At 63.7% G+C, this 22,972-nt stretch carries 24 protein-coding genes; 13 read left to right on the forward strand and 11 right to left on the reverse strand.

The features are described 5' to 3' along the window. Positions 1 to 7: 7 nt before the first annotated feature. On the reverse strand, positions 8 to 727 hold the full coding sequence (locus RID11_RS13160) for an SDR family oxidoreductase (RefSeq protein ID WP_350139891.1): 720 nt from the start codon (positions 725 to 727) through the stop codon (positions 8 to 10). Further along, positions 724 to 2,253, reverse strand: a complete 1,530-nt coding sequence (locus RID11_RS13165) for an AAA family ATPase (RefSeq protein ID WP_350139893.1) — start codon at positions 2,251 to 2,253, stop codon at positions 724 to 726. The genes RID11_RS13160 and RID11_RS13165 overlap by 4 nt, the downstream gene beginning before the upstream one ends. A gap of 174 nt (positions 2,254 to 2,427) precedes the next feature. Here RID11_RS13165 and RID11_RS13170 point away from each other — a divergent pair, with 174 nt between their 5' ends. Continuing rightward, on the forward strand, positions 2,428 to 3,237 hold the full coding sequence (locus RID11_RS13170; RefSeq protein WP_350139895.1) for a division plane positioning ATPase MipZ: 810 nt from the start codon (positions 2,428 to 2,430) through the stop codon (positions 3,235 to 3,237). Between the two features lie 130 nt (positions 3,238 to 3,367). Continuing rightward, positions 3,368 to 4,078, forward strand: coding sequence for a GNAT family N-acetyltransferase (locus tag RID11_RS13175; RefSeq protein WP_350139897.1), 711 nt, complete (start codon positions 3,368 to 3,370; stop codon positions 4,076 to 4,078). Between the two features lie 3 nt (positions 4,079 to 4,081). Here the strand turns inward: RID11_RS13175 and RID11_RS13180 are convergent, their stop codons facing one another. Further along, complete coding sequence (locus tag RID11_RS13180) at positions 4,082 to 4,981, reverse strand: DMT family transporter (RefSeq protein ID WP_350139899.1); 900 nt, start codon at positions 4,979 to 4,981, stop codon at positions 4,082 to 4,084. Positions 4,982 to 5,151: 170 nt separating this feature from the next. Here RID11_RS13180 and RID11_RS13185 point away from each other — a divergent pair, with 170 nt between their 5' ends. Genes RID11_RS13185 through RID11_RS13200 form a run of 4 tightly spaced genes read left to right on the forward strand, consistent with a single transcriptional unit; the run spans position 5,152 to position 7,510 of the window. Then, positions 5,152 to 5,922: an HpcH/HpaI aldolase family protein gene (locus tag RID11_RS13185; protein WP_350139975.1), complete on the forward strand. Its 771-nt coding sequence runs from the start codon at positions 5,152 to 5,154 to the stop codon at positions 5,920 to 5,922. Beyond that, positions 5,915 to 6,841 (forward strand): glucokinase, encoded by a 927-nt coding sequence (locus RID11_RS13190; protein WP_350139901.1) that lies wholly within the window; start codon positions 5,915 to 5,917, stop codon positions 6,839 to 6,841. The genes RID11_RS13185 and RID11_RS13190 overlap by 8 nt, the downstream gene beginning before the upstream one ends. Before the next feature lie 46 nt (positions 6,842 to 6,887). Continuing rightward, positions 6,888 to 7,136, forward strand: coding sequence for a hypothetical protein (locus tag RID11_RS13195; protein ID WP_350139903.1), 249 nt, complete (start codon positions 6,888 to 6,890; stop codon positions 7,134 to 7,136). After that, positions 7,133 to 7,510 (forward strand): type II toxin-antitoxin system death-on-curing family toxin, encoded by a 378-nt coding sequence (locus RID11_RS13200; RefSeq protein WP_350139905.1) that lies wholly within the window; start codon positions 7,133 to 7,135, stop codon positions 7,508 to 7,510. The genes RID11_RS13195 and RID11_RS13200 overlap by 4 nt, the downstream gene beginning before the upstream one ends. Positions 7,511 to 7,529: 19 nt before the next feature. Here RID11_RS13200 and RID11_RS13205 read toward each other — a convergent pair whose 3' ends face one another. Continuing rightward, positions 7,530 to 8,249, reverse strand: a complete 720-nt coding sequence (locus RID11_RS13205) for a redoxin domain-containing protein (protein ID WP_350139907.1) — start codon at positions 8,247 to 8,249, stop codon at positions 7,530 to 7,532. A 235-nt stretch (positions 8,250 to 8,484) separates the two neighbouring features. Between RID11_RS13205 and parE the strand changes: the two genes are divergently transcribed. The 7 genes from parE (at position 8,485) to arsB (ending at position 16,590) form a co-directional block, all read left to right on the forward strand. Further along, positions 8,485 to 10,440 carry a DNA topoisomerase IV subunit B gene (gene parE, locus RID11_RS13210; protein ID WP_350139909.1) on the forward strand — a complete coding sequence of 652 codons (1,956 nt, stop codon included), beginning with the start codon at positions 8,485 to 8,487 and terminating at the stop codon, positions 10,438 to 10,440. Between the two features lie 89 nt (positions 10,441 to 10,529). Continuing rightward, positions 10,530 to 11,801, forward strand: a complete 1,272-nt coding sequence (locus RID11_RS13215; RefSeq protein WP_350139911.1) for a P-loop NTPase fold protein — start codon at positions 10,530 to 10,532, stop codon at positions 11,799 to 11,801. Between the two features lie 420 nt (positions 11,802 to 12,221). Beyond that, the gene (locus RID11_RS13220; RefSeq protein WP_350139913.1) at positions 12,222 to 12,353 is read left to right on the forward strand and encodes a hypothetical protein; all 132 of its coding nucleotides are present in this window, start codon (positions 12,222 to 12,224) and stop codon (positions 12,351 to 12,353) included. 121 nt (positions 12,354 to 12,474) lie between these two features. Further along, positions 12,475 to 13,326, forward strand: coding sequence for an arsenate reductase/protein-tyrosine-phosphatase family protein (locus tag RID11_RS13225; protein ID WP_350139915.1), 852 nt, complete (start codon positions 12,475 to 12,477; stop codon positions 13,324 to 13,326). Then, positions 13,323 to 14,321, forward strand: coding sequence for an ArsJ-associated glyceraldehyde-3-phosphate dehydrogenase (locus RID11_RS13230; RefSeq protein WP_350139917.1), 999 nt, complete (start codon positions 13,323 to 13,325; stop codon positions 14,319 to 14,321). Before RID11_RS13225 ends, RID11_RS13230 begins: the two co-directional genes overlap by 4 nt. Beyond that, positions 14,318 to 15,586 carry an organoarsenical effux MFS transporter ArsJ gene (arsJ, locus tag RID11_RS13235; RefSeq protein ID WP_350139919.1) on the forward strand — a complete coding sequence of 423 codons (1,269 nt, stop codon included), beginning with the start codon at positions 14,318 to 14,320 and terminating at the stop codon, positions 15,584 to 15,586. The genes RID11_RS13230 and arsJ overlap by 4 nt, the downstream gene beginning before the upstream one ends. Further along, complete coding sequence (gene arsB / locus RID11_RS13240) at positions 15,583 to 16,590, forward strand: ACR3 family arsenite efflux transporter (RefSeq protein ID WP_350139921.1); 1,008 nt, start codon at positions 15,583 to 15,585, stop codon at positions 16,588 to 16,590. Before arsJ ends, arsB begins: the two co-directional genes overlap by 4 nt. Positions 16,591 to 16,596: 6 nt before the next feature. Here arsB and RID11_RS13245 read toward each other — a convergent pair whose 3' ends face one another. From RID11_RS13245 to RID11_RS13275, 7 genes are all read right to left on the reverse strand, one after another. Further along, positions 16,597 to 17,313, reverse strand: coding sequence for a proteasome-type protease (locus tag RID11_RS13245; protein WP_350139923.1), 717 nt, complete (start codon positions 17,311 to 17,313; stop codon positions 16,597 to 16,599). A gap of 27 nt (positions 17,314 to 17,340) precedes the next feature. Then, a complete protein-coding gene (locus tag RID11_RS13250; RefSeq protein ID WP_350139925.1) occupies positions 17,341 to 18,138 on the reverse strand; it encodes a transglutaminase family protein in 798 nt (265 codons plus the stop codon). Positions 18,139 to 18,141: 3 nt separating this feature from the next. Further along, on the reverse strand, positions 18,142 to 19,083 hold the full coding sequence (locus RID11_RS13255) for an alpha-E domain-containing protein (RefSeq protein ID WP_350139927.1): 942 nt from the start codon (positions 19,081 to 19,083) through the stop codon (positions 18,142 to 18,144). A 4-nt stretch (positions 19,084 to 19,087) separates the two neighbouring features. Next, positions 19,088 to 20,485: a circularly permuted type 2 ATP-grasp protein gene (locus RID11_RS13260; protein ID WP_350139929.1), complete on the reverse strand. Its 1,398-nt coding sequence runs from the start codon at positions 20,483 to 20,485 to the stop codon at positions 19,088 to 19,090. A 216-nt stretch (positions 20,486 to 20,701) separates the two neighbouring features. Further along, on the reverse strand, positions 20,702 to 21,565 hold the full coding sequence (locus tag RID11_RS13265; RefSeq protein ID WP_350139931.1) for a transglutaminase-like domain-containing protein: 864 nt from the start codon (positions 21,563 to 21,565) through the stop codon (positions 20,702 to 20,704). Then, positions 21,562 to 22,611, reverse strand: a complete 1,050-nt coding sequence (locus RID11_RS13270) for a permease (protein ID WP_350139933.1) — start codon at positions 22,609 to 22,611, stop codon at positions 21,562 to 21,564. The genes RID11_RS13265 and RID11_RS13270 overlap by 4 nt, the downstream gene beginning before the upstream one ends. A 43-nt stretch (positions 22,612 to 22,654) precedes the next feature. Further along, a complete protein-coding gene (locus RID11_RS13275; protein WP_350139935.1) occupies positions 22,655 to 22,972 on the reverse strand; it encodes an ArsR/SmtB family transcription factor in 318 nt (105 codons plus the stop codon).

Here is a 22,972-nt window from a genome sequence, read left to right on the forward strand (position 1 = left end):
TGCAGGGTTAGCCGCGCCCGACAAATGGCATCTTGGTCGCCATCAGCGTCATGAACTGTACATTCGCCTCGGGGGGCAACTCGGCCATGTGCAGCACCGCGCGCCCAACCTCGGCCACGTCCATCGTGGGCGGCGGGTTGCCGGGATTGGCGGCGATGATCCCTTCCAGCAACTCGGTGCGCGCGTTGCCGATGTCGATCTGCCCGCAGGCGATGTCATACGCGCGACCATCGAGGCTGAGCGTCTTGGTCAGCCCGGTAATCGCGTGCTTGGTCGTGGTATAGGCGACCGATCCTTCGCGCGGGGCATGGGCCGAGATCGAGCCGTTGTTGATGATCCGTCCGCCCTGCGGATCTTGCCGCCGCATCTGCCCGAAAGCCGCCTGCGCGCAGAGGAACATGCCGTGCAGGTTCACGTCGACCACCTGCCGCCATTCGTCATAGCCCAACTCGTCAATCGTCGCCGCGCGGCCAAAGCTGCCCGCGTTGTTGAACAGCACATCAAGCCGTCCAGTTCGGGCGGTGAAATCTGCGAAGCAGCGCGCCACGTCCTGCGGGTCGGTCACGTCGCCGGGCAGGATCACCGCGCGCTCATGCCCCTCGGCCACCGCCTCCAGCGCTTCGGGGCGGCGCGCCATCAGCCCGACCTGCCAGCCTGCCGCCAGAAAGGCGCGCGCGCAGGCGGCACCAATACCGGCACTTGCGCCGGTGACGAGAACGGTTTTCATGTCTCTTCCTCCTGTTCGAGTTCCAAGGGCACCGGCGCGGCTCGCAGATCGTCGATGCGAAGCGGCGCGGTGGGTTTTGACAGCCGGTTGCGCACCACCCAATGCAGCCGTTCCTCGGCGCGGGTGATCGCCACATAGGCCAGCCGCTTCCAAAGCGGTTGTCCGGCCTCGGATCGGCCCATCCGGGCGGCGGCATAGATATCGGGGGCAAAGACCTGCACATCGCGCCATTGCGACCCTTGCGCCTTGTGGATCGTCACCGCCGCGCCATGCAGAAAGGTCGCCCCCATATTGGCCGCATAGGGGATGAACGGCTCTTCCTCGTCGGGCTTCTCGATCTTGACGATAGAGGCCGCCGACAGTCGCGGGTCTTCGGCCCCGATGACATGCAGCCGCGAAAACCCGGGCTGCTTGCCGGGGCCGAGATAGATCACCTGCGCGCCCTTGATCAGCCCGCGCGCCTCCAGATCCAGCCGCTTCTTGCGATGTTTGAGCGGCAGCTCGATGCCGTCGCAAACCAGCGGCTCGCCTTCCAGCAGCGCCGTCTCGGGCGCGCCATGCACCGCGCGAAACGCGTTGATCAGCCGGATGCGCGTGGCGTTGCGCCAGACCAGAACCGGCGAGCGTGCCATCAGATCGACCTCGACCCGCTCGGCCCATCGCACCCGCTCGTCGCGCTTGGCCGCGTCCTCGATCATCCGCTCGAACTGGTGGAACTCCAGCGCCGGATCAGCGAGCGCATGCGCCAGATCGAGGATCGGATTGTCGGCATCCTGCCGATGAATTCGGCTCAATTCCAGCCGGGCAGGGGCGGGCAAGGTCTCGAACACCATCCCGTCATTGGATTTGACGGGCGGCAATTGCGCCGGATCGCCGAACAGCAGCAGGGTCGGAAAGATTTCCTGCAAATCCGCGAATTGCTGGGCATCCAGCATGCTCGCCTCATCGACGAACCCGATATCGAGCGGCTCCTCCCGACGTTTCCAGCCGGTGATGAAATCCGAGCCGCGCAGCCCCGCTGCCGCCAAGGCCCCCGGAATGGACTTGTTGCTCTGGTAGAACGCCAGCGCCCGGTCAAGCGCCAGATCGGTCAGCCCCTCGACCTCGGGGCGGTCGCCATTCCCGGCCAGCCATTCGGCGATCTTTTCATATTCCGGGTCATAGACCGGGGTATAGAGAATGCGGTGAATGGTGGTCGCGGGCACCCCGCGCATGCGCAGCACGCTCGCCGCCTTGTTGGTGGGGGCGAGAATGGCCAGCGTGCGCCGGTCACGCCGTTTGCGCCCCTCCCAATCGCCCGAGACGACATCGACCCCCGCCTCTTCCAACGCGCGATAGAGCGCGGCCAGCAATAGCGTCTTGCCTGACCCGGCCTTGCCCACCACCGCCAGAACCGCCTGCTTGCCTTCACGCGGAGGCGTCAGCAGCCCCTCTTCAAGGTCCACGCCGACGCCGCGCAGCGCCTCGGCGATGCGGTCATGGGCCTCGGCCTGATCGGGTGAATAGATAAGTGCGGTCTCGGTCATGCGCGCGACCCTAGCGCCGGGGCGGATGAGGTGCCAGCGAAAGACGCACGCGCCATGGCGATGGCGCTTGACCGCGCCAGCGCACCTTCCCTATTGCGATGCGGACAGGTAAAGTCACACAAAAATACCGGGGGCGTGCAGGCCGCGCACCCCGCGACCAAGGGGAACGGGACCATGGCGCATATCATCGTCGTCGGGAATGAAAAGGGCGGCGCGGGCAAATCGACCGTGTCGATGCATGTGGCAACAGCGCTTGCACGGATGGGCCACAAGACCAGCGCGCTTGACCTCGATCTGCGGCAGCGGACGTTTGGCCGCTACGCCGAGAATCGCAAGCGGTTCCTCGAGGCAGAGGGGCTCGATCTGCCCAGCCCGCGCTATCACGACCTTCCCGAAGTGGCCGCCGATCAGCTCAAACCGGGCGAAAACGTCTATGACCGCAGGCTCTCGGCGGCGGTGGCGGAACTGGAACCCGACAGCGATTTCATCGTCATCGACTGCCCCGGCTCGCATACCCGCCTCAGCCAGGTGGCGCATAGCCTCGCCGATACGCTGATCACGCCGCTCAACGACAGTTTCATCGATTTCGACCTGCTCGCCAATATCGACGGTGACGGGCAGAAAATCCTCGGGCCGTCGGTCTATTCAGAAATGGTCTGGAATGCGCGTCAATTGCGCGCGCAGGCCGGGCTCAAGGCGATCGACTGGGTCGTGCTGCGCAACCGGGTGGGCGCGCAGCAGATGGTCAACAAGGAAAAGATGGGCCGCGCCATCGACAACCTCGCGCGCCGGATCGGCTTTCGCGTGGCACCCGGCTTCAACGAGCGGGTGATCTTCCGCGAGCTGTTCCCGCGCGGTCTGACGCTGCTCGATCTCAAGGATATCGGGGTCAAGGGCCTCAACATCTCGAATATCGCCGCGCGTCAGGAATTGCGCGACCTGATCAAAGCGCTGAACCTGCCCGGCGTGACGGTCAAGTTCTAGTCCCTGTCCCCACCGCGTCGGCGCATCCATTGAGCATGCCCGTCATCCCCGCGCTCTTGAATGGCGGGCGCGCTTCCACATATCCCTAGAACTTGCGACCAGGTATCGCCGCCGACTGGGGAGCCGCGACGTGACGGATCGAAGCAATAAATCGTTTCCCGCAGGGCATGGTCCTGCGTCCTCGCTTTCGTCGCGCTGGAACGGGCGTCTCGACCCCGAGCAAAAAGCATGGTGCGAGGCCAACGGCGTGCCTTTGGCCTATGACCCGATGCAGATCGGCTGGGTCATCGCCGACAGGGAGGCGGTCTGCCCCAACGCCGTGCCCTCCGCGCCACTCTCGTGGAAGGTGCAGCCCAACCGCCTGCTCGATTTTCGCCGCTGGCAGAGCGATGACTTGCCCACCTTCCGGCAGCTTCTCGGCGATCCGCAGGTCTGGCGCTACATGCACGAGGACTGGCCCGGCGAGATGACCGAGACCCTCGCGCGCGACCTGATCGAGATTTCCGCGCTGGGCGATCACCATGACGTTCTGGCCGTCACGCTCGATGGACAACCCGTCGGGCAGATGCGCCTTGCCTTCGGTCCTGATCCCAGCAGTGCGGACACCGCCGAACTCAGCTACTGGCTGGGCCGCGCGCATTGGGGCAGGGGCCTCGGCCGCGACCTCGTGCGTTGCGCCACACGGCGCGCCTTTGCCGATCACGACTGGCTCTACCGGCTGGTGGCTTTCGTGCATCCCGAAAACCAGGCCTCGGGACGGTGCCTGCGCGCCGCAGGCTATCACGACCGCGGGCATCGCGACGACGGCTGGTCCTGCTTCGTGATCTACCGCGACAGCTGAGGCTCAGACCGGCGGCCCGGTGCGCGGTTGCGGCCGATTGCGCAAGCGGCGCTGGTAGATCAGCGCCCAGAGGTTCGACACGAAGAGCGCCCCGATCACCACCGCGCCGCCCAGAATGGTCCAGGCCCCAGGGTCCTCGCCGATCATCGCCCAGACCAACAGCGGCGCCAGCACCGATTCCAGCAGGATAAGCAGCGCCACCTCCGCCGAGGCGATATAACGAGGCCCGAGCGTCAGCAGGCAGGTCGAAACGCTGATGAACGCCCCATGCGCTAGGATCAGCGGCCAATCGACCTGCCAGACCGCCACAGGCTGCGCCAGCGGCCAGATCACCAACGAGGCCCCGATCATCGCCACCGGAATCGCCGGGATCATCGACACCGCGCGCAACTGCCTTGCCGCCGTCATCGCCGCGGCGAAACTGGCCGAGACCCCAAGCGCCACCAGATCGCCGCTCCAATGCGCGCCATGGGTCTCGCCCGATCCCCGCGCAATCACCGCCAGCCCGGCGAACACGCCCAGCATGGTCAGGATCATCCGACGGCTGATCGGCTCCTTGAGAAACACCCGGCTGAAGATCGCGGCAAAGACCGGCATTGAGGCAAGGATAAACACCACATTGGCCACGCTTGTCAGGCTGACGGCAAAGACAAAGCCCGGCGCGGTGGCCCCGATCAGCACCGTATAGATCAACCCTGGCCGCCCGGTGCGCGCCACCTCGGCAAAGCCGCGCGCGCCATTGACGGCCAGAACGCCCAGCAGGATCACGCCGCCTGCCATGATCCCACGCCAGAACGCGATGCTCGCTGCATCCCCCTCGATCAGGCGCACGAAAAGCGAATCCGGCACCACGAACAGAACGCCGAGCGCGGTGATCAAAAGCCCCTTGAGATGTTCCGACATGCACCGCCTCCTCGCGGTCAGTCAGACCACAGAGCGGCGGCACTGTCCATGCGGGGGCGTCAGTCCGGGACGACCCCGCGCCTTGTGGTATGGATTGCAACCACCTCTCCTCTCGCCATTCCCCGGTGGCGCGGTCTATGCTGCGCCTGACCATGACAGAGGAGAGCGCCATGCCCGCCCCGCACAACCCGTTCAAGGCCGCGTTGCAGCGCGGCGAAATGCAATATGGCTGTTGGGGCGCGTTCGCCCATCCATACGCCACCGAATTGATGGCCTCGACCGGGTTCGACTGGCTGGTGATCGACGGCGAGCACGCGCCCAACGACCTGCCCACTATCACCGCCCAGTTGCAGGCGATGCATGGGTATCCGACGCATCCTGTGGTGCGCCTTCCGATGGGCGAGGATTGGGCGATCAAGCAGGTGCTTGACGCAGGCGCGCAGACGCTTCTGATCCCGATGGTCGAAAGCGCCGATCAGGCCCGCACTCTGGTGCGCGCGATGCGCTACCCGCCTGCGGGCATTCGGGGGTCGGGGGCGATGATCGCCCGCGCGACGATGTTCGCCGGGGTTGATGGCTATGTCGCCACCGCCGATGCGCAGATGTGCCTGCTGGTGCAGGTCGAAACCCGCGCTGGCATTGACGCGCTCGACGATATTCTTGCGGTCGAGGGCGTGGACGGCGTCTTTATCGGCCCGTCTGACCTTGCCGCCGACATGGGACATCTCGGCGATAGCGACGTGCCCGAGGTGCAGACGGTGATCCGCGACGCCTTGCAGCGCATCGCCGCCTCGGACAAGGCCGCAGGCATCCTCGCGACCGACCACGAGGTGGCGCTGCGCTATCGCGACTGGGGCGCGCAATTCCTCGCGGTGGCGGCGGATGTTCTGCTGCTGGCACAAGCGGCGCGCGCCACCGTCGCCCGCTGGCGCGATGGCTGAGGTTTTGCTGGCCGATGTCGGCGCAAGCCACACCCGGCTGGCGCGCGCTACGGGGCAGGGGCTTTGCCCCGGCACGGCGCGACGCTATGCCAATGCCGACTTCGCAGGACTCGCGCCCCTGATGGTGGCCTATCTCGATGGAACCCCGGTCGATGCGGTCTGCGCCGGGGTGGCCGGGCCGGTGCGTGCGGGCACGGCGCAACTGACAAACCTCAACTGGTTCATCGACGCAGCCGAGATCGCCCGCGCCACCGGCGCGCAAGCCGTGCATCTATTGAACGACCTGCAGGCGCAGGCCCACGCACTCGATGACCTGCCACCGGCGAGCATCGTGCCGCTCGTCGCGGGGTTGCCCGACCCGGACGGCCCGCGCATGGTCATGGGGCTGGGCACCGGCAGCAATATCGCGGTCGCGCATCGGGTGGGCGAGCGCCTCTTCGTGCCGCCCGCCGAGGCGGGGCATTCCGGCTTGCCGCATATGGGCGCGGCCGAGAACGACCTGATCGCCGCCCTTGGGCGCGAGGTGGCGCACAAACCCTATGAGGCGTTCCTGTCGGGACCGGGCCTTTCGCGACTGCACCGGCTGCGCACCGGGCAAGAGCAGGTTCCGGATCGGATCATCGCCGGATATGAGACCGGCGCAGAGGATGCGCGTCAGACGCTCGAAATGTTCGGGCATATACTGGGTACTGTAATGGGTGATCTGGCACTCACCCATATGAGTACCGGTGGCGTCTATCTGATCGGCGGTCTGGCCCGCGCCATCGCCCCGCATTTCAACGATCTGGAGTGTCATCGCCACTTCTGCTCCAAGGGGCCGTACTCGCAAATCATGCGCGATATGCCCATCTCACTCGTCACCGATGATCACGCGGCACTGGTTGGGTGCCTGCATCATCTGCGTGGCATATTGAAGTAATATCCATTCAGGTGTATATTTAAATGTGCAATATAAGGATCATTCCATGAAACGCCTCTTCACCAACCAGATCTGCACCATGACCGAACTGCGCGAGCCGCAAAAAGTGCTCGACGCGGCGGGGGGCAAGCCCGTGGCGATCATGAAGAACTCCAAATGCATCGGCTATCTCGTGCCCGAGGCCGCCACCCTCCAGGACGAGCCGCGCAATGCGACCATGGACGAGGTGATGGCCTATCTCCGATCGTCGCGTGACAGGGTGCAGCCGGTTCTCGACTACCTCAAAGACAAATGAGCGTTGTCCTGCTGACTCCCGATCTGGTGGAGGCACTTCACGATGCGGCGCTCAATCCCGGGGAACTGGCCGGTCGTGCCCGCGACAAATCGCTGGAAGGCGCACTGGCGCGGGTCGACAACCGCATTCTCTACGGCATGATCGAGGACGTGTTCGACCTCGCTGCCGCCTATGCCGAGGCGATCGCGCAGGGGCATTGCTTCAATGATGCCAACAAGCGCACGGCGTTCGATGCGATGAACTTCTGCCTCGAATTGCACGGGGTGTATATGGAATGGGATGTCGAGGACACCGGTCAGCAGATCATCCGCCTCGCTCAGGGCCAGATCGACGCGGCCGCAATGGCCGATTGGCTCAGGGCGCGCGCGGGCTGAGCCCCGCGCGCGCCGCCGATCAGTTGACAGCCCCCGCGTCAACGACCTTCAGGTAGTCACACATGCGCGTCCACTTGTCGCCATAGCGCGTATCCATGTCGGGATCGGCAAAGTCATTCGGACGTGCCAGCAGATCGTCGCCGGGCTGCCAATCCGCCGGAACCCCGAGCGATGTGCGATCTACCGCCTGCAATGCCAGCGTGGCCCGCAGCGCCTCCTCACTCGATCTTCCGACAAGGGTGGGATAGTCAAACATCATCCGCAATTTCAGCGACGGGTCGATGATGAAACTCTTGCGGATCGTGCAACCGGCAGCCTCCTTGGAATGGATCAGCCCCATCTCGCGCGAAATGCGCCCGCCGGGATCGGACATTACCGGGAAATCCACATCGAGACCGAACGTGTCTTCCACATCCGCCACCCAGCGGGCGGTCTCCTCCTGCGCGCTCATCGAGATTGCGGCGACAGAGACGCCCGCGTCTTCGAAATCCTGCAACATCATCGCCATCGAAGCGAGTTCGGTCGTGCAGATCGGGGAAAACGCCGACGGATGGCTGAACAGATAGACCCACCCGCCCTCGGCCCAGTTGTGGAACGCGATCTTGCCTTGCGTGCTCGGCACGTTGAAGTTGGGAAAGATATCGCCGATCTGCGGCGTCCATGCGTGGGATTTGCGATATCCGGGTGGAACTTCGACCCAGTTTTCGGCGGCGCGCGCCGAGGCTGACCAGTATTTCATTCTCTTTCGTCTCCGCATTGAGGTTTCGTCCAAACAAAACAGGAAGCGGAACCAACTACACGTTGAGGTTGTTTTTTAACTGTGGCTGAATTGAGGCAAAGCCGTTGCAGTTTTCCACATTGCGCTCTTGCATAAATTACAACTGCGCGACACCGGGCCGGGTGCGCAATCCCTTTCCCCGCCGGTCCCCCTCTGCCATAATGCCCGCCAACCCATAAAAGCAAAGAGCAGTGGCATGAACGATCTTCTCTCGCCCACCCCGAAATCCGAGTATGACGCCTCCTCCATTCAGGTGCTCGAGGATATGGAGCACGTCCGCCTCCGCCCCGGCATGTATATCGGCGGCAAGGATGATCGCGCCCTGCATCATATGGTGGCCGAGATCATCGACAATTCGATGGACGAGGCGGTGGCGGGTCATGCCACATGGATCGAGGTGGAACTGCACGCCAATGGCCATGTCAGCGTGCGCGACAACGGGCGCGGCATCCCGATTGACCCGCATCCCAAGGACCCCAGCAAGACCGCGCTCGAGATCATCTTCTGCACGCTCAACGCGGGCGGCAAGTTTTCCGGCGACAGTTACCAGACCTCGGGCGGTTTGCACGGCGTCGGCTCTTCGGTGGTGAACGCGCTGTCGGACCACCTCAGCGTCGAGGTTGCGCGCAACCGAGAGCTGTATCGCATGGCGTTCTCGCGCGGCCTGCCGCAGGGCCCGCTGGAAAAGGTCGGCGCGGCCCCCAACCGGCGCGGCACCGCCGTCACCTTCCACCCCGACCCCGAGATTTTCGGCTCGCTCAGCCTCAAGCCTGCGCGCCTCTTCAAGATGGCGCGCTCCAAGGCCTATCTGTTTTCGGGCGTGGAAATCCGCTGGAAAACCGAGATCAGTGACGGCGAAACCCCGCAGGAGGCGACGTTCAAATTCCCCGGCGGCCTCGCCGACTACCTGGCCGAGACGCTTGGCACCAGCACCACCTATGCCGAGCGCCCCTTTGCCGGATCGGTCGATTTCCGCGACAAGTACAACGTGCCCGGCAAGGTGGAATGGGCGATCAACTGGACGCCCGCGCGCGACGGCTTCATCCAGTCCTATTGCAACACCGTCCCCACGCCCGAGGGTGGCACCCATGAGGCAGGCTTCTGGGCCGCGATCCTCAAGGGCATCAAGGCCTATGGCGAGCTGAGCAACACCCGCAAGGCCGCGCAGATCACCCGCGAAGACCTCATATCAGGGGGTTGCGCGCTGGTCTCGTGCTTCATCCGCGAGCCGGAATTCGTCGGCCAGACCAAGGACCGGCTGGCCACCACCGACGCGCAGCGCATGGTCGAGGGCGCGGTGCGCGACCATTTCGACAACTGGCTGGCTGCCGACAAGAAATCCGCCGGCGCGATCCTCGATTTCCTCGTGCTGCGCGCCGAGGAGCGGCTGCGCCGCCGGCAGGAGAAAGAGACCGCCCGCAAGACCGCCACCAAGAAGCTGCGCCTGCCCGGCAAGCTGGTCGATTGCACCTCGAACACCCGCGACGGCACCGAGCTTTTCCTCGTCGAGGGCGACTCGGCGGGCGGCTCTGCCAAGATGGGCCGCGACCGCAAGACACAGGCGCTCCTGCCGCTCAGGGGCAAGATCCTCAACGTGCTCGGCGCGGCCTCGTCCAAGCTGGGCAGCAATCAGGAGATCAACGACCTGACACAGGCCCTCGGCGTGGGCTTGGGGACCAAATTCAACCTCGACGACCTGCGCTATGACAAGGTCATCATCATGACCGACGCCGATGTCGACGGCGCGCATATCGCGGCGCTTCTGATGACCTTCTTCTTCACCCAGATGCGCCCGATGATCGACGCGGGCCACCTCTACCTTGCCTGCCCGCCGCTCTACCGGCTGACGCAAGGCGCGAAACGGGTCTATTGCCTCGACGAGGCTGAGCGCGACGCCTGGATGGAAAAGGGCCTCGGCGGCAAGGGCAAGATCGACTACAGCCGCTTCAAGGGTCTGGGCGAAATGGACGCCAAGGACCTCAAGGAAACCACGATGGACCCGGCCACCCGAAAACTCATCCGCGTGACGATAGACGAGGACGAACCCGGCCAGACCGGCGACCTCGTGGAGCGGCTGATGGGGAAAAAGCCGGAACTGCGGTTCCAGTATATCTCGGAGAACGCGCGGTTCGTGGAGGAGTTGGATGTTTGAGTTCGCATCAAATTCCACCATACCGGGATTTTCATTTATGGTTTTTTTGTCTAGGTTTGCGGCGTGAAATAGGATCTTGGTGGTAACTTATGTGGAAAGAATTCGGGTTTGCGAAAAACCTTTATGATACCCATCCAGTAGGAGCAGATAAGAAAGGAGAAAAGCTTCTAGTTGGACGGCAAAAAGAACTCAAGAGCCTTCGTAATCGCATAGAGAATATGCGAAGCACGGTATGTATAGAAGGGCCAAACGGCGTTGGTAAGACGAGTTTGGTACTAGTAGCCGGCTATCAGTTAGAGCGAGAAACTGAAAAAAAACAAAAAGCTTCAATCATTCTTTTGCAGGATCCGTTTCAACTTTCATCCAGTGAAACGGCCGTCGATTTTAAGAGGAAAGTTTATGGCAAGATAGCTTCTCATTTTATTGAACACGAGAAGTCGCTTAAAGACCGGCTCGATCTCCAATTCAATCTCAAACCATTGGAGGCTTGGCTGGAGAACCCAATCTTTCACCAAGCCTCTGCTGCATTAGCGGGATTTGGCGGTGGCGCGGGACGCGCGCCAAACCAGACGGTTGGTTTTGATAATCACGGTTTTTTTACAATTGTGGAAACCTTGCTCAAAAAGGCTTTCAATGCTGACGGTGGAATTGTCTGTATTTTAGATAATTTGGAGATTTTGAATACTTCCCAAAACGCTCGGGAGTTGCTGGAGGAGATGAGAGACGACATCCTAGCAAAGCATGGAATTCGTTGGGTGGTCTGTGGTGCGCGAGGTATAGTGAAAAGCGTTGCAACAAGCGCTCGACTGCAAGGAAGGATGCAAGAACCTCTTGAACTGCAGCCTCTGAACCAAGAGGTAATTTCAGACCTTATCGAAAGCAGAGTATCTATATTCTCGATTGATAAACATGCATGCGCCCCGGTATCCATACCCGCTTTTCAACACCTGTATAACGTTTTGAATAACAATCTGCGGGACGCACTCAAGTTCTCGGGCGACTTCGCGCTTTGGCTTTACGAAAACGACTATTGCGACAAAAACAATCACAACGGTTATTACGAGTTATTCGAAATTTGGTTGGCTCAGCAAAGTCAATCATATGCAGAGGCAACGCAAATCACTCCTCGCGCGTGGAAGTTATTCGACGATCTTTGCGTGTTAGGTGGCTCAATAAGCCCATCCGACTATGAACTCTTCGAGTTTAAGTCAGCTCAGGCAATGCGCGGACAAATATCACCTTTAGAGAATCATGATCTTATAAACTCGGAAGTAGATGAAACTGACAACCGCCGTCGTACGATTTCGGTAACAGCAAAGGGGTGGTTTGTTAGATTTCACCGTCGAGGCTATGAGACATAAGCAACATGCTACAATACATATCGGCATTACCAAGGTGTACAAATATTCGCTCGGCAAGTTTGCCACCGCGCGGAACCAAGGCGCAGCTTGCTGCGCCGCCGCGCGATCGCCGGGCCGCCCCCCGGCACGGCGATTTGGCCGCCACCTGCGCGCCGCTCCGATGTTCTTCGGATTTGGCAGCCATAAAGTGCCCATAACCCCTGTTGGATCGCCGCACCGCGGCCCGTCGACCGCGCGGCCTCATCACGGCCCTTGTCGGCGCGACGCGGCAGGCATATCTTACATCTCGCAGCACCGGCCCCGCGCCGTGCCTGCTGCGCCCGAGGGCTCATCGCCCTGACCCTGTCAGGCACCCCTGAACCCCTGAGCACGGACCGGCCCGGCATCCCGCCCGGCCGGGATCTTTCAGGAGTCGGACCCATGTCCAAAGAAAAAAACCGAGGCAACCGCGAGGCCAAGAAGCCGAAAAAGGAAACGCCCAAGGTCCTTGCCACCGCGAATTCCAACAGTGGCAAGACCGCCCCCGTGATCGGGGGCAAAGCGGTCAAGTAACACCGAATGCCACGCGCGGGGCAGGGCACCACCCGCCCCGCGCGTCCGTCTCCCGATCTGTCACACCCCTGTCACCAAACCTTCACTGGACTCCTCCTCGTATTTCACATATTCACGAAATATGGAAAAAGAGATTCCCGACAGGCTCGCCACCCTCGGCCATCCGCAGCGGCTGGACCTGTTCCGGCTCCTGATGCGGCGCTATCCCGACCGGGTTCCGGCGGGCGAGCTGGCCGAGGCGCTCAGCCTCAAGGCCTCGACCCTCTCGGCCTACCTCAATGCGCTGATGCGCGCCGGGCTGGTCACGCAGGAGCGTAACGGCACGTCGCTCCGATATTCCATGAACATGACAGAGGTGCGTCGCACCTTCGAATACCTGCTCAATGATTGCTGTCGCGGGCGGCCCGATATCTGCGCCCCCGCCTCAACCCTGCCCCAAACCCTGCAAGGAGGCCCGGACATGGCCGACAGAAAGTACAACGCCCTCTTCATCTGCGTGGGCAACTCCGCCCGCTCGATTTTTGCCGAAACGCTGCTGCGTGACATGGCGGGCGACCGGTTCACCGCCTATTCCGCTGGCACCCGGCCGTTTTCCGAGCTCAACCCCTTCGCGCTCGAGGTGCTGAAATCCAAGGGGCATGACACCGCTGCCCTGCGCGCCAAGCATGTGGACGAGTTCACCGGCGCCGATGCCCCGGTGATGGATTTCGTCTTCACCGTCTGCGACCGCGCCGCCAATGAGGATTGCCCGGCCTGGCAAGGGCAGCCCGTCAGCGCCCATTGGGGCACCCCCGACCCGGTGCTGGCCACTGGCACCGACGCGCAGAAAAGCCTCGCCTTCCAACAGGCCTATGGCGCGCTCAAGAACCGGATCACCGCCTTCGCCGCGCTTCCCGTCGAAACGCTCGACCGCGTCAGCCTGCAGGCCGCCGTCGACGAGATCGGCCGCGCGGCGGACGAGGCCGAGGCATGACGGTTTACGCGGTCAACGGTCTCGGCCGGATCGGCAAGCTGATCCTCAAGCCGCTGCTGGAGCGCGGCGCACAGATCGCGTGGATCAACGACGCCGTGGGCGATGCGGAAATGCACGCCCATCTGCTGGAATTCGACACGGTGCATGGCCGGTGGGATGCCGTGTTTGCGCATGACGCGGACAGCGTCACCATCGACGGCACGCGCCTGCCGTTCATCGGCACGCGCGATCTGAACGCCTTGCCGCTCGAGGGCGTCGATGTGGTGATCGACTGCACCGGCGTCTTCAAAACCGAGGCCAAGCTGGCCCCCTATTTCGACGCGGGCGTGAAAAAGGTGGTCGTCTCCGCCCCGGTCAAGGATGGCGGTGCCGCCAATATCGTCTACGGCGTCAATCACGACATCTATGTGCCCGCCCGCCACCGCATCGTCACAGCGGCAAGCTGCACCACCAATTGCCTTGCCCCTGTGGTCAAGGTGCTGCACGAGGCCATCGGCATCAAGCACGGCTCGATCACCACGATCCATGACGTGACCAACACGCAGACCATCGTCGATCGCCCCGCCAAGGATCTGCGCCGCGCCCGCTCGGCGCTCAATTCGCTGATCCCGACGACCACGGGCAGCGCCACGGCGATCACGCTGATCTATCCGGAATTGAAAGGCCGCCTGAACGGCCACGCCGTGCGCGTGCCGCTGCTCAACGCCTCGATCACCGATTGCGTGTTCGAGATGGACCGCGAGACCAGCGTGGAAGAGGTCAACGCCCTCTTTCAGGCCGCCGCCGACGGGCCGCTTGCCGGCATCCTCGGCTATGAAACGCGGCCCCTGGTCAGTGCCGATTACACCAACGACACCCGTTCCGGCATCGTCGATGCGCCCTCCACGATGGTCATCAATGGCACGCAGGTGAAGGTCTATGCCTGGTACGACAACGAGATGGGCTATGCGCATCGCCTCGTCGATGTGGCCATGATGGTGGGGGCCACGGTTTGACCGCACGTCCCGAAGGCCTCAGCGCCTATATCGCCGTCACGGCGGCCTATTGGGCCTTCATGCTGACCGATGGCGCGCTCAGGATGCTGGTGCTGCTGCACTTCCACACGCTCGGGTTCACTCCGGTGCAGCTGGCCTATCTCTTTGTACTCTACGAGATCGCGGGCATGGTGACCAACCTCTCCGCGGGCTGGATCGCGGCGCGGTTCGGGCTGACCTCGACGCTCTATGCAGGCCTCGGCCTTCAGGTGGTGGCGCTCATTGCGCTGGCGCAGCTCGATCCCGCCTGGACCGTCGCGCTCTCGGTCGCCTACGTGATGGTGGTGCAGGGGGCCTCGGGGGTCGCTAAGGATCTCGCCAAGATGTCCTCGAAATCCGCCGTCAAGCTGCTGGCACCCAAGGGCGACGGCGGGCTGTTCCGCTGGGTCGCCGCACTCACCGGCTCCAAGAACGCGGTCAAGGGGCTGGGCTTCCTTCTGGGGGCGGCGCTGCTGGCGGGCATCGGATTTGTCGGCGCGGTCTGGGCGATGGCGGCGGTGCTGGCGGTGATCCTGCTGGCCGTTGCCCTCGCCATGCCGCCGGGCCTGCCCACAGGCCGCAAGGGGGCGAAGTTTTCCGAGGTCTTCTCGAAATCCGCCAACGTCAACTGGCTGAGCGCGGCACGCGTGTTCCTGTTTGGCGCGCGTGACGTGTGGTTCGTGGTCGGCATCCCGGTCTATTTCTACAGCGTGCTCTCGGACGGGTCCGAGGCGGGCAATCGCGCGGCCTTCTTCATGATCGGCACGTTCATGGCGGGCTGGATCATCCTTTACGGCGCGGTGCAGGCCGGCGCGCCGCGCCTGATGCGCGCGGCATCTCGGCCCGAAGGTGACCTGATCCGCGCGGCACGGGGCTGGGCACTGGCCTTGCTCGCGGTGCCGGTGGCCCTGACCGTTGCGGCTCTGACGGCGGATGGCCCGCAGACATGGCTCACGATCACGCTGGTGGCGGGGCTTCTGGCGTTCGGCGCGATCTTCGCGGTCAATTCGGCGCTGCATTCCTACCTGATCCTCGCCTTCACCCAAGCCGAGCGCGTGACAATGGACGTGGGCTTCTACTACATGGCCAATGCGGGCGGGCGGCTTCTGGGCACGGTGCTCTCGGGGCTGACCTATCAGCTGGGCGGCTTGCCGCTGATGCTGGGCACGGCGAGCGTGATGATCGCCGCCTCGGCCCTCGCATCCGGGCGGCTCGATGCCAACCAAGGATCGGAGACTTCGACATGAGCACATTCGAGCGGTACCTGACCCTCTGGGTCGCCCTCGCGATGATCGCGGGCATCGCCATCGGCAACACCATCCCGGGGCTGGTCAATGCCATCGCGGCGGCGGAGGTTGCCAGCGTCAACCTCGTGGTGGCGGTGCTGATCTGGGCGATGGTCTATCCGATGATGGTCGGCGTCGACCCCTCCAGCCTGCGCGACGTGCTGCGGCAGCCGCGCGGCCTCGGCATCACGCTGGCGGTCAACTGGCTGATCAAGCCCTTCACCATGGCCGCCCTTGCGGTGCTGTTCTTCGAGGGTATCTTCGCCGATCTCATCGCGCCCGCCGACGCGCAGCAATATATTGCCGGGCTGATCCTGCTGGGCGCGGCCCCCTGCACGGCGATGGTCTTCGTGTGGTCGCAACTGACCAGGGGCGACGAAAGCTACACCCTCTTGCAGGTCAGCGTGAACGACGTGGTGATGGTTTTTGCCTTCGCGCCGATCGTGGCGTTCCTCCTGGGTGTGACCGACATCACCGTGCCGTGGGAAACGCTGCTGCTCTCGGTCCTGCTCTTCGTGGCGCTGCCCTTGGCGGCAGGCATCTGGACCCGGCGCAGGCTGGCGTCCGAGGCCCGCATCGCGGCGTTTCAGGCCCGGGTCAAGCCGTGGTCGGTGATCGGTCTGATCGCGACGGTGGTGATCCTCTTCGGCCTTCAGGGTCAGGTGATCCTCGACCGGCCCATGGTGATCGGGCTGATCGCGGTGCCGATCCTCGTGCAATCCTACGGCATCTTCGTGCTGGCCTATGCGGCGGCGTGGATGCTCAAGGTGCCGCACCACATCGCCGCTCCCTGCGCGCTGATCGGCACGTCGAATTTCTTTGAGCTGGCGGTCGCGGTGGCGATTTCGCTCTTCGGCCTCAATTCCGGCGCGGCCCTCGCCACGGTGGTCGGCGTGCTCGTTGAGGTGCCGGTGATGTTGTCGCTCGTGGCCTTCGCCAACCGGACGCGCGCGCGGTTCGCCTGAGGCTGATCAGCCCTCGGAATATTCCGGCAGGCTCCTGAGCGCATCCTTCAGCGCCTGCCCCCAGGCCTCTGAGATGTGGTTGAAATAGGGATCATCCCCCTGAATGCGCCCCGACCGGCCCCGGCTCAGGCTGTCAGCGGCGTAGAAATGATAATCGAACGGTGGCGCCACCCCGAGATTGGCCTTCATCGTCGAATCGAAACTCACCAGCAACAGCCGCATCGCCTGCTCGAAACTCAGATCCTTATCATAGGCGCGCACCAGAATGGGCTTGCCGTACTTGGTCTCGCCGATCTGGAAAAACGGCGAATCCTCGGTGGTCTCGATAAAATTTCCCTCGGGGTAGATCAGGAAAAGGCGCGGCGGCCCGCCCGCGATCTGCCCGCCAAGGATCAGCGTCGCGTGAAACGCCGAGTCGGCCTTCATCCCGCCGGTTTCATGCGTCGCCACCACCTCGTGCAGGGTCTCGGCGACGATCCGTGCGGCCTGAAACATCGAAGGTGCCGACAGCAGATCGGGATTGCGGTCGTCATGCGCCTTGCCGCGTTCCTCAAGCTGGCTGATCACCGCCTGCGTGGTGGCAAGGTTGCCCGAGGACAGAAGCGTCAGGCAAAGCTGCCCCGGCACCTCCCAGATCACCATCTTGCGATAGGTCGAGATATTGTCCACGCCCGCATTGGTGCGGGTGTCGGACATGAACATCAGGCCGTCTTTCAGGGCCATGCCCACACAATAGGTCATCTTGTGCCTTCACTGCTGAACAACCTTGATCTGGACGCCGAGCGTTTCCGACAGCCCGCCGATCCGCATGCCAGTTATCGGAGACGCATCGGAATAGTCCAGCCCCGTTGCCACCCTTACATAGCGCGCATCCGGCGAAATCCCGTTCGAGACATCGAACCCGACCCAGCCGATCCCGTCCAGATAGGCCTCGGCCCAGGCGTGCATCGCGGTCTGATCGGTGGTGTCGTCCATCATCAGATAGCCCGAGACATAGCGTGCGGGCAGATCGAGATGCCGCGCGCAGGCGATGAAGATATGGGCGTGATCCTGACACACGCCACGCCCGTCGCTCAGGGCGTCTTCGGCGCTCCATGTGGGTTCCGATGCACCGGTCTCATAGGCCACCGCCTCGCGGATCAACCCGCAGAGCGCGTGCAGCCGGTCCAGATCGTTGCCCGGTGCCAGACGGCGGGCGAGGGCGCGCACCTGCTCGCGCGCCTCGGTGCGCGGCGTGGCGCGACCATAGAGCCATAGCGGCGCAGGCCCCCGATGCGGCCCGACGATGCCATGGGTGTCGCTCACCTCGATCTCGCCCTCGCTCAGCACGTCGAGGATCTGCGTATCCCGATCAAGGCTGATCAGTTCGGTGGTGTTGTTGTGATGATCCTCGAAGCTCAGTTCCTTCTTGCCGCCGGTGATCGCGGTGCGCCAGCTGACCACGGTCTGATGCGGCGTGGTCTTGGGCGTCTTGCGCACCTGTTGCAGGCCGAACCGAACCGGTTCGGCAAAGCGATAGCTGGTCACGTGATGAATGGTCAGGCGCATGAGTCACTCATAAAAGCGATAATCCAACTCGATCTGCCGGGCGAGGCCAGAGAAGGCGCCCAGCAATTCGGTGATCATCTCGTGCAGACCAAACTCGAAAATCTGGTCCAGGTCATGCGAAAGATACTGCTGTTCGATCTGCGATACCAGCCGTAGCGACGGCCCCGGATCGCGATTGCCGCGATTGAGATAGTTGAGGTTGTCGCGGATCTTGGAGGTGCAGAAGGCCAGGCTGCGCGGCATCCGCTTGTCCAGCACCAAGAAATGCGTGATCTCGCGCGGCGCCAGCTTGGAGCCGTATTCCATCCGAAACCCGCCCTTGGCCGAGAGCGAGCGCAGGATGCTTTCCCATTGCACATTGTCGATGGAACTGCCCACCGCAAGGGTCGAGGGCAGCAGCACATAGTATTTCACGTCGAGAATACGCGCGGTGTTGTCGGCGCGTTCGATAAAGGTGCCAAGCCGTGCGAAATCGTAGATCTCGTTGCGCATCATCGTGCCGTGGGTCATGCCGCGCACCAGCGCCGCCTGCTGCCGCAGCGCGCGCAGCACGTTGGGCAGATCGCGTTCCCCGACCTTGCGCGCTAGCGTCTCGCGCGCATGCATGTAGGTGGCGTTGATCGCCTCCCAGACATCGCCGGTCAGGGCGGTGCGTACCATGCGTGCGTTCTGCCGCGCCTGCTCGATGCAGCACAGCACCGAAGACGGGTTCTCGTGCGAGCGCAGCAGCCAGTCCACCGCGGCATCCTTGGTCACCGTCTCGTTGGCCGCCAGATAGGCATCCAGCACCGAGGCCGATTGCAGCACCGGCCGCCACTCCGCGTCAGGCTCGTTCAGCCGGGTCAGCGCGATGCGCTGCCCTGTCTCGATCAGGCGCGCGGTGTTCTCGGCCCGCTCCAGCAGGCGATACATCCAGAAAATTCCATTCGCGGTCTTGCCCAGCATCGCCTCAGTCCTCCAGCACCCATGTGTCCTTGGTGCCGCCCCCCTGAGAGGAGTTGACCACGAGCGATCCCTTCTTCAGCGCCACCCGCGTCAGCCCGCCCGGCGTGATCCGGATGCCCTCGGGACTGACCAGAACATAGGGCCGCAGATCGACATGCCGGGGTGTCAGCCCCATGCGCGAAAAGATCGGCACCGTCGACAGGCTGAGGGTGGGTTGCGCGATGTAATTGCCGGGCCGCGCCTTCAGCTTGCGCCGGAAGGCCGCGATGTCCTTCTTGCTGGCGGTCGGCCCCACCAGCATGCCGTAACCGCCCGAGCCATGCACCTCCTTGACCACCAGATCGGCGAGATTGTCGAGCACATAGGCAAGCGAGTCGGGATCTGAACAGCGCCATGTCGGCACGTTCTGCAAGAGCGGCCTCTCGCCGGTGTAGAATTCGACGATCTCGGGCATGTAGGAATAGATCGCCTTGTCATCGGCGATGCCGGTGCCCGGCGCGTTGGCGATGGTGATGCCGCCGGTGCGGTAGACATCCATGATGCCGGGTACGCCAAGCTGGCTCTCGGGGTTGAAGTTGAGCGGATCGAGGAACTCGTCATCGACCCGGCGATAGAGCACGTCAATGGCCTTGTAACCACAGGTGGTGCGCATCGCGACGCGCCCGTCCACCACCCGCAAATCATGCCCCTCGACCAGTTCCACGCCCATCTGATCGGCCAGAAAGGCATGCTCGAAATAGGCGGAATTGAAGATCCCCGGCGTCAGCACCGCGACCACCGGATCGACCCCCGCCGCAGGCGGCGCGCAGGCGGCGAGCGAGCGGCGCAGGTTGGCGGGGTAATTCTGCACCGGCTGCACCCGGTTGCGCGAGAAGAGTTCCGGGAACATCTGCAGCATCGTCTCGCGGTTCTCCAGCATGTAGCTAACCCCCGAGGGCGTGCGCGCATTGTCCTCGAGCACGTAGAATTCGCCCTCCCCGGTGCAGACAAGGTCGATGCCGACGATATGGGTATAGACCCCGCCCGGCGGCGCGACCCCGATCATATGCGGCAGAAAGGCCTCGTTGCGGGCGATCATCTCCTGCGGGATGCGCCCCGCCTTCACGATCTCCTGATTGTGGTAGATGTCGTGCAGAAAGGCATTGATCGCGCGCACCCGCTGCTCGATGCCGCGCGACAGGCGGTGCCACTCGGTTCCCGACATGATGCGCGGCACGATGTCGAACGGGATCAGCCGCTCCTCGGCCTCGGCACGGCCATAAACGTTGAAGGTGATGCCGGTCAGCCGGAATATTTCCTCGGCCTCGCGCTGCTTGGCGCGTAAACGCTTGGGGTCTTCCTCGGCGAACCAGTCGTGAAAGCCGCGATAAGGCGCGCGCAAACCGCCCGTATCGCCCCACATTTCGTCAAAACACTCCGCCATCCCAGTTCCCGCATCCAAAGAAGATCAGCTTACACCGATATTCTCACACCGCAACGAGGCTGTTTTTGAACAGAAAATGTAGGGTGATGCGTGGAATACGCGTGAAAATGCAGCTTGGCGGACTGCTCCTGCCTGCTTTTTCGGCAAACAGGGCGACCCCACCCGAGGGTATTCCAGGCCCGGGTAGGGCAGGGGTCATGCAAGAACGCGCAACTCGCTCTCGGCCACGGGCGCGGGCAGGCGTGCGACCAGCGGCACGTGATGCCATGCGCCATCCGGCCCCGCCCGCATCGGCTCTGACAAAAGCTTGAAGCGGGCCGTGCCGTCATCGAGCCGATAGGCATGCCCCATCGAATGCCCAAGCGCCACGCGCCAGCCGGGGCGCGGATCAAGCGCCGGTTGCGTCGGGCCAAGCCCGGCCTTGATGTGATGCGCGATATCCCATTCCAGCACCTCGCCCGCGTGGCGGGTGACGACCCAGCAATGCGCATCGTCCGTCACACCGCCCTTTTCCGCCGGAAAGAAGTAGCCGTAGATATACCCCGCCTCAAACCCGGCTGCGCGCAGGCTCGCCACGAGATAGGTGTTGATATCGACGCAAGAGCCGGGCGTCGTGCCACAAGAGAGATAGGGCACGGCGTCGGTTCCGTCGTTGAACCGTATCTCGGGATGGGCGTAGGTGAATCGCGCCTCGGCCTCGGCCACCAGCGCGCGCAGGCCCGCCATGCCGCCGCCCGCGCGGGCGGCGATCTCTTGGCTGGCACGGACCAGATCCTCGGCGGCTACGGTATAGGGCGTGACCCGTGGCGCAAAGATTACTTCGGGATAGCGCTGCCCTTGGGGCGCGGGCGCGATGTCATGGGTCAGGGTCAGCGTGCTGCCCGCCGCCTCTATCCACAGCGCCGCCAGCCCCAACTCCGCCTCCAGCGTCACGCCGCGCATGTCGCCGCCGGTCACGGTCGTCCGGGTCACGGCATCATGCGGGCTGCACATGCCCGCCGGGGCCAGCAGGCGGGTGCCGGGCTCCAGCCCGGCGATCTCGATTTCAAACTGTCTCACGCAATGCTCCAAAGGTGAAACAGAAGCCCGGCGGCAAACGCCCCGCTCAGCGACAGCGCGATATAGAGCGCGAAGACCCGCGGTTTCACCAGCGCCCAGACCGCGATGGCGGCGGGCAGCGAGGTCACACCCCCCGCCACCAGAAACGCCAGCCCGGCGCCGGGTGCCATGCCCTGCGCGATCAGCCCGCCCACCAGCGGCAGCGCGGCATAGCCGTTTAGATAGGCCGGCACGCCAACCAGTGTGCCAAGTGCGATGGGGCCGAGCCCGCTGCCGCCCAGAACCGAGGTGACGGTCTCTGCCGGAATAAAGGCCAGCATCAGGCTTTCGAGCAGAAAGGCCAGCGTCAGCCATTTGGCGAGAAACAGCGTCACGTTCAGCGCCTCGCGTCCAAACTTGGCCCGCCGCTCAGGCTCTTGCCAGAACCGCCAGACCACCGGCTTCGGCGCGCGCAGCTTGGCCCCGCCGCAGCCGCCATTTCCGATCCCCTCGCGCAGCGGATCGCTCAGCCCGCCCGCGCGGGACATGACATGCACCACCGCACCGCCAAAGACGCCAAGACCCACGGCCGCCAGCGTCTTGGCGAGCGCGAATTCCAGTCCCAGAACGCCCGTGGTCAGCACGAACATCGACGGGTCCATCACCGGCGAGGCCAGCCAGAACGCCATCACCGCCGAGAGCGGCACCCCCATGGCCAGCAATGCCGCGATCAGCGGGATCACCCCGCAGGAACAAAACGGCGACAGGCCCCCGGCCAATGCCGCCAACCCGATCATCACCACCGGCGCCCCGGTAAAGGCGCGCGCGATCAGGTTGTCGGCCCCCGTCGCCGTGGCCCAGGCCGCCACACCGATCGACAGGATCAGGAAGGGCGCGGTATTCAGCAGCGATTGCGCGGTAAAGCCAAGGCTGTCGCGCGCCTGCGCCGGATCAAGCAGCGCAACCACCGCCAAGATCAGCGCCGAGGCCAGCCACACCCGGTGATCCCGCCACAGCGTGCGGGCCCATGCGGCGGGGCCGGTCGGGGAAAGGCTCGTGTCGGTCATATCCATATCTCCGGAATTCTGGTTATTTCAGGGTGCAAAAAACTCATGCCGCATCGTCCTTGGCCTGCAGGGTGACACCGGCACAGCATTCCGAGGTCAGAAACCCCAGCACGCGCTGCATCGCCGTGTAATCCACGCTATTGAATACCTCGCGCCCCTCTTTGCGCTGCACCACCAGCCCCGCCTCGACCAGCGTCGAGAGGTGATGCGCCAGCGTCGAAGGCGCGAGCCTCAGATGCGCGCCGATATCGCCGACCCGCAGCCCGTCATGCCCCGCCTTGACCAGCAGGCGAAAGATCGACAGGCGGGCGTCATGACCAAGGGCTGCCAGCGCGCGGGCATTGGGGCTCGTGATACTCAT

The sequence above is a fragment of the Roseovarius sp. genome, assembly GCF_040219995.1.
Lineage (GTDB): Bacteria > Pseudomonadota > Alphaproteobacteria > Rhodobacterales > Rhodobacteraceae > Roseovarius.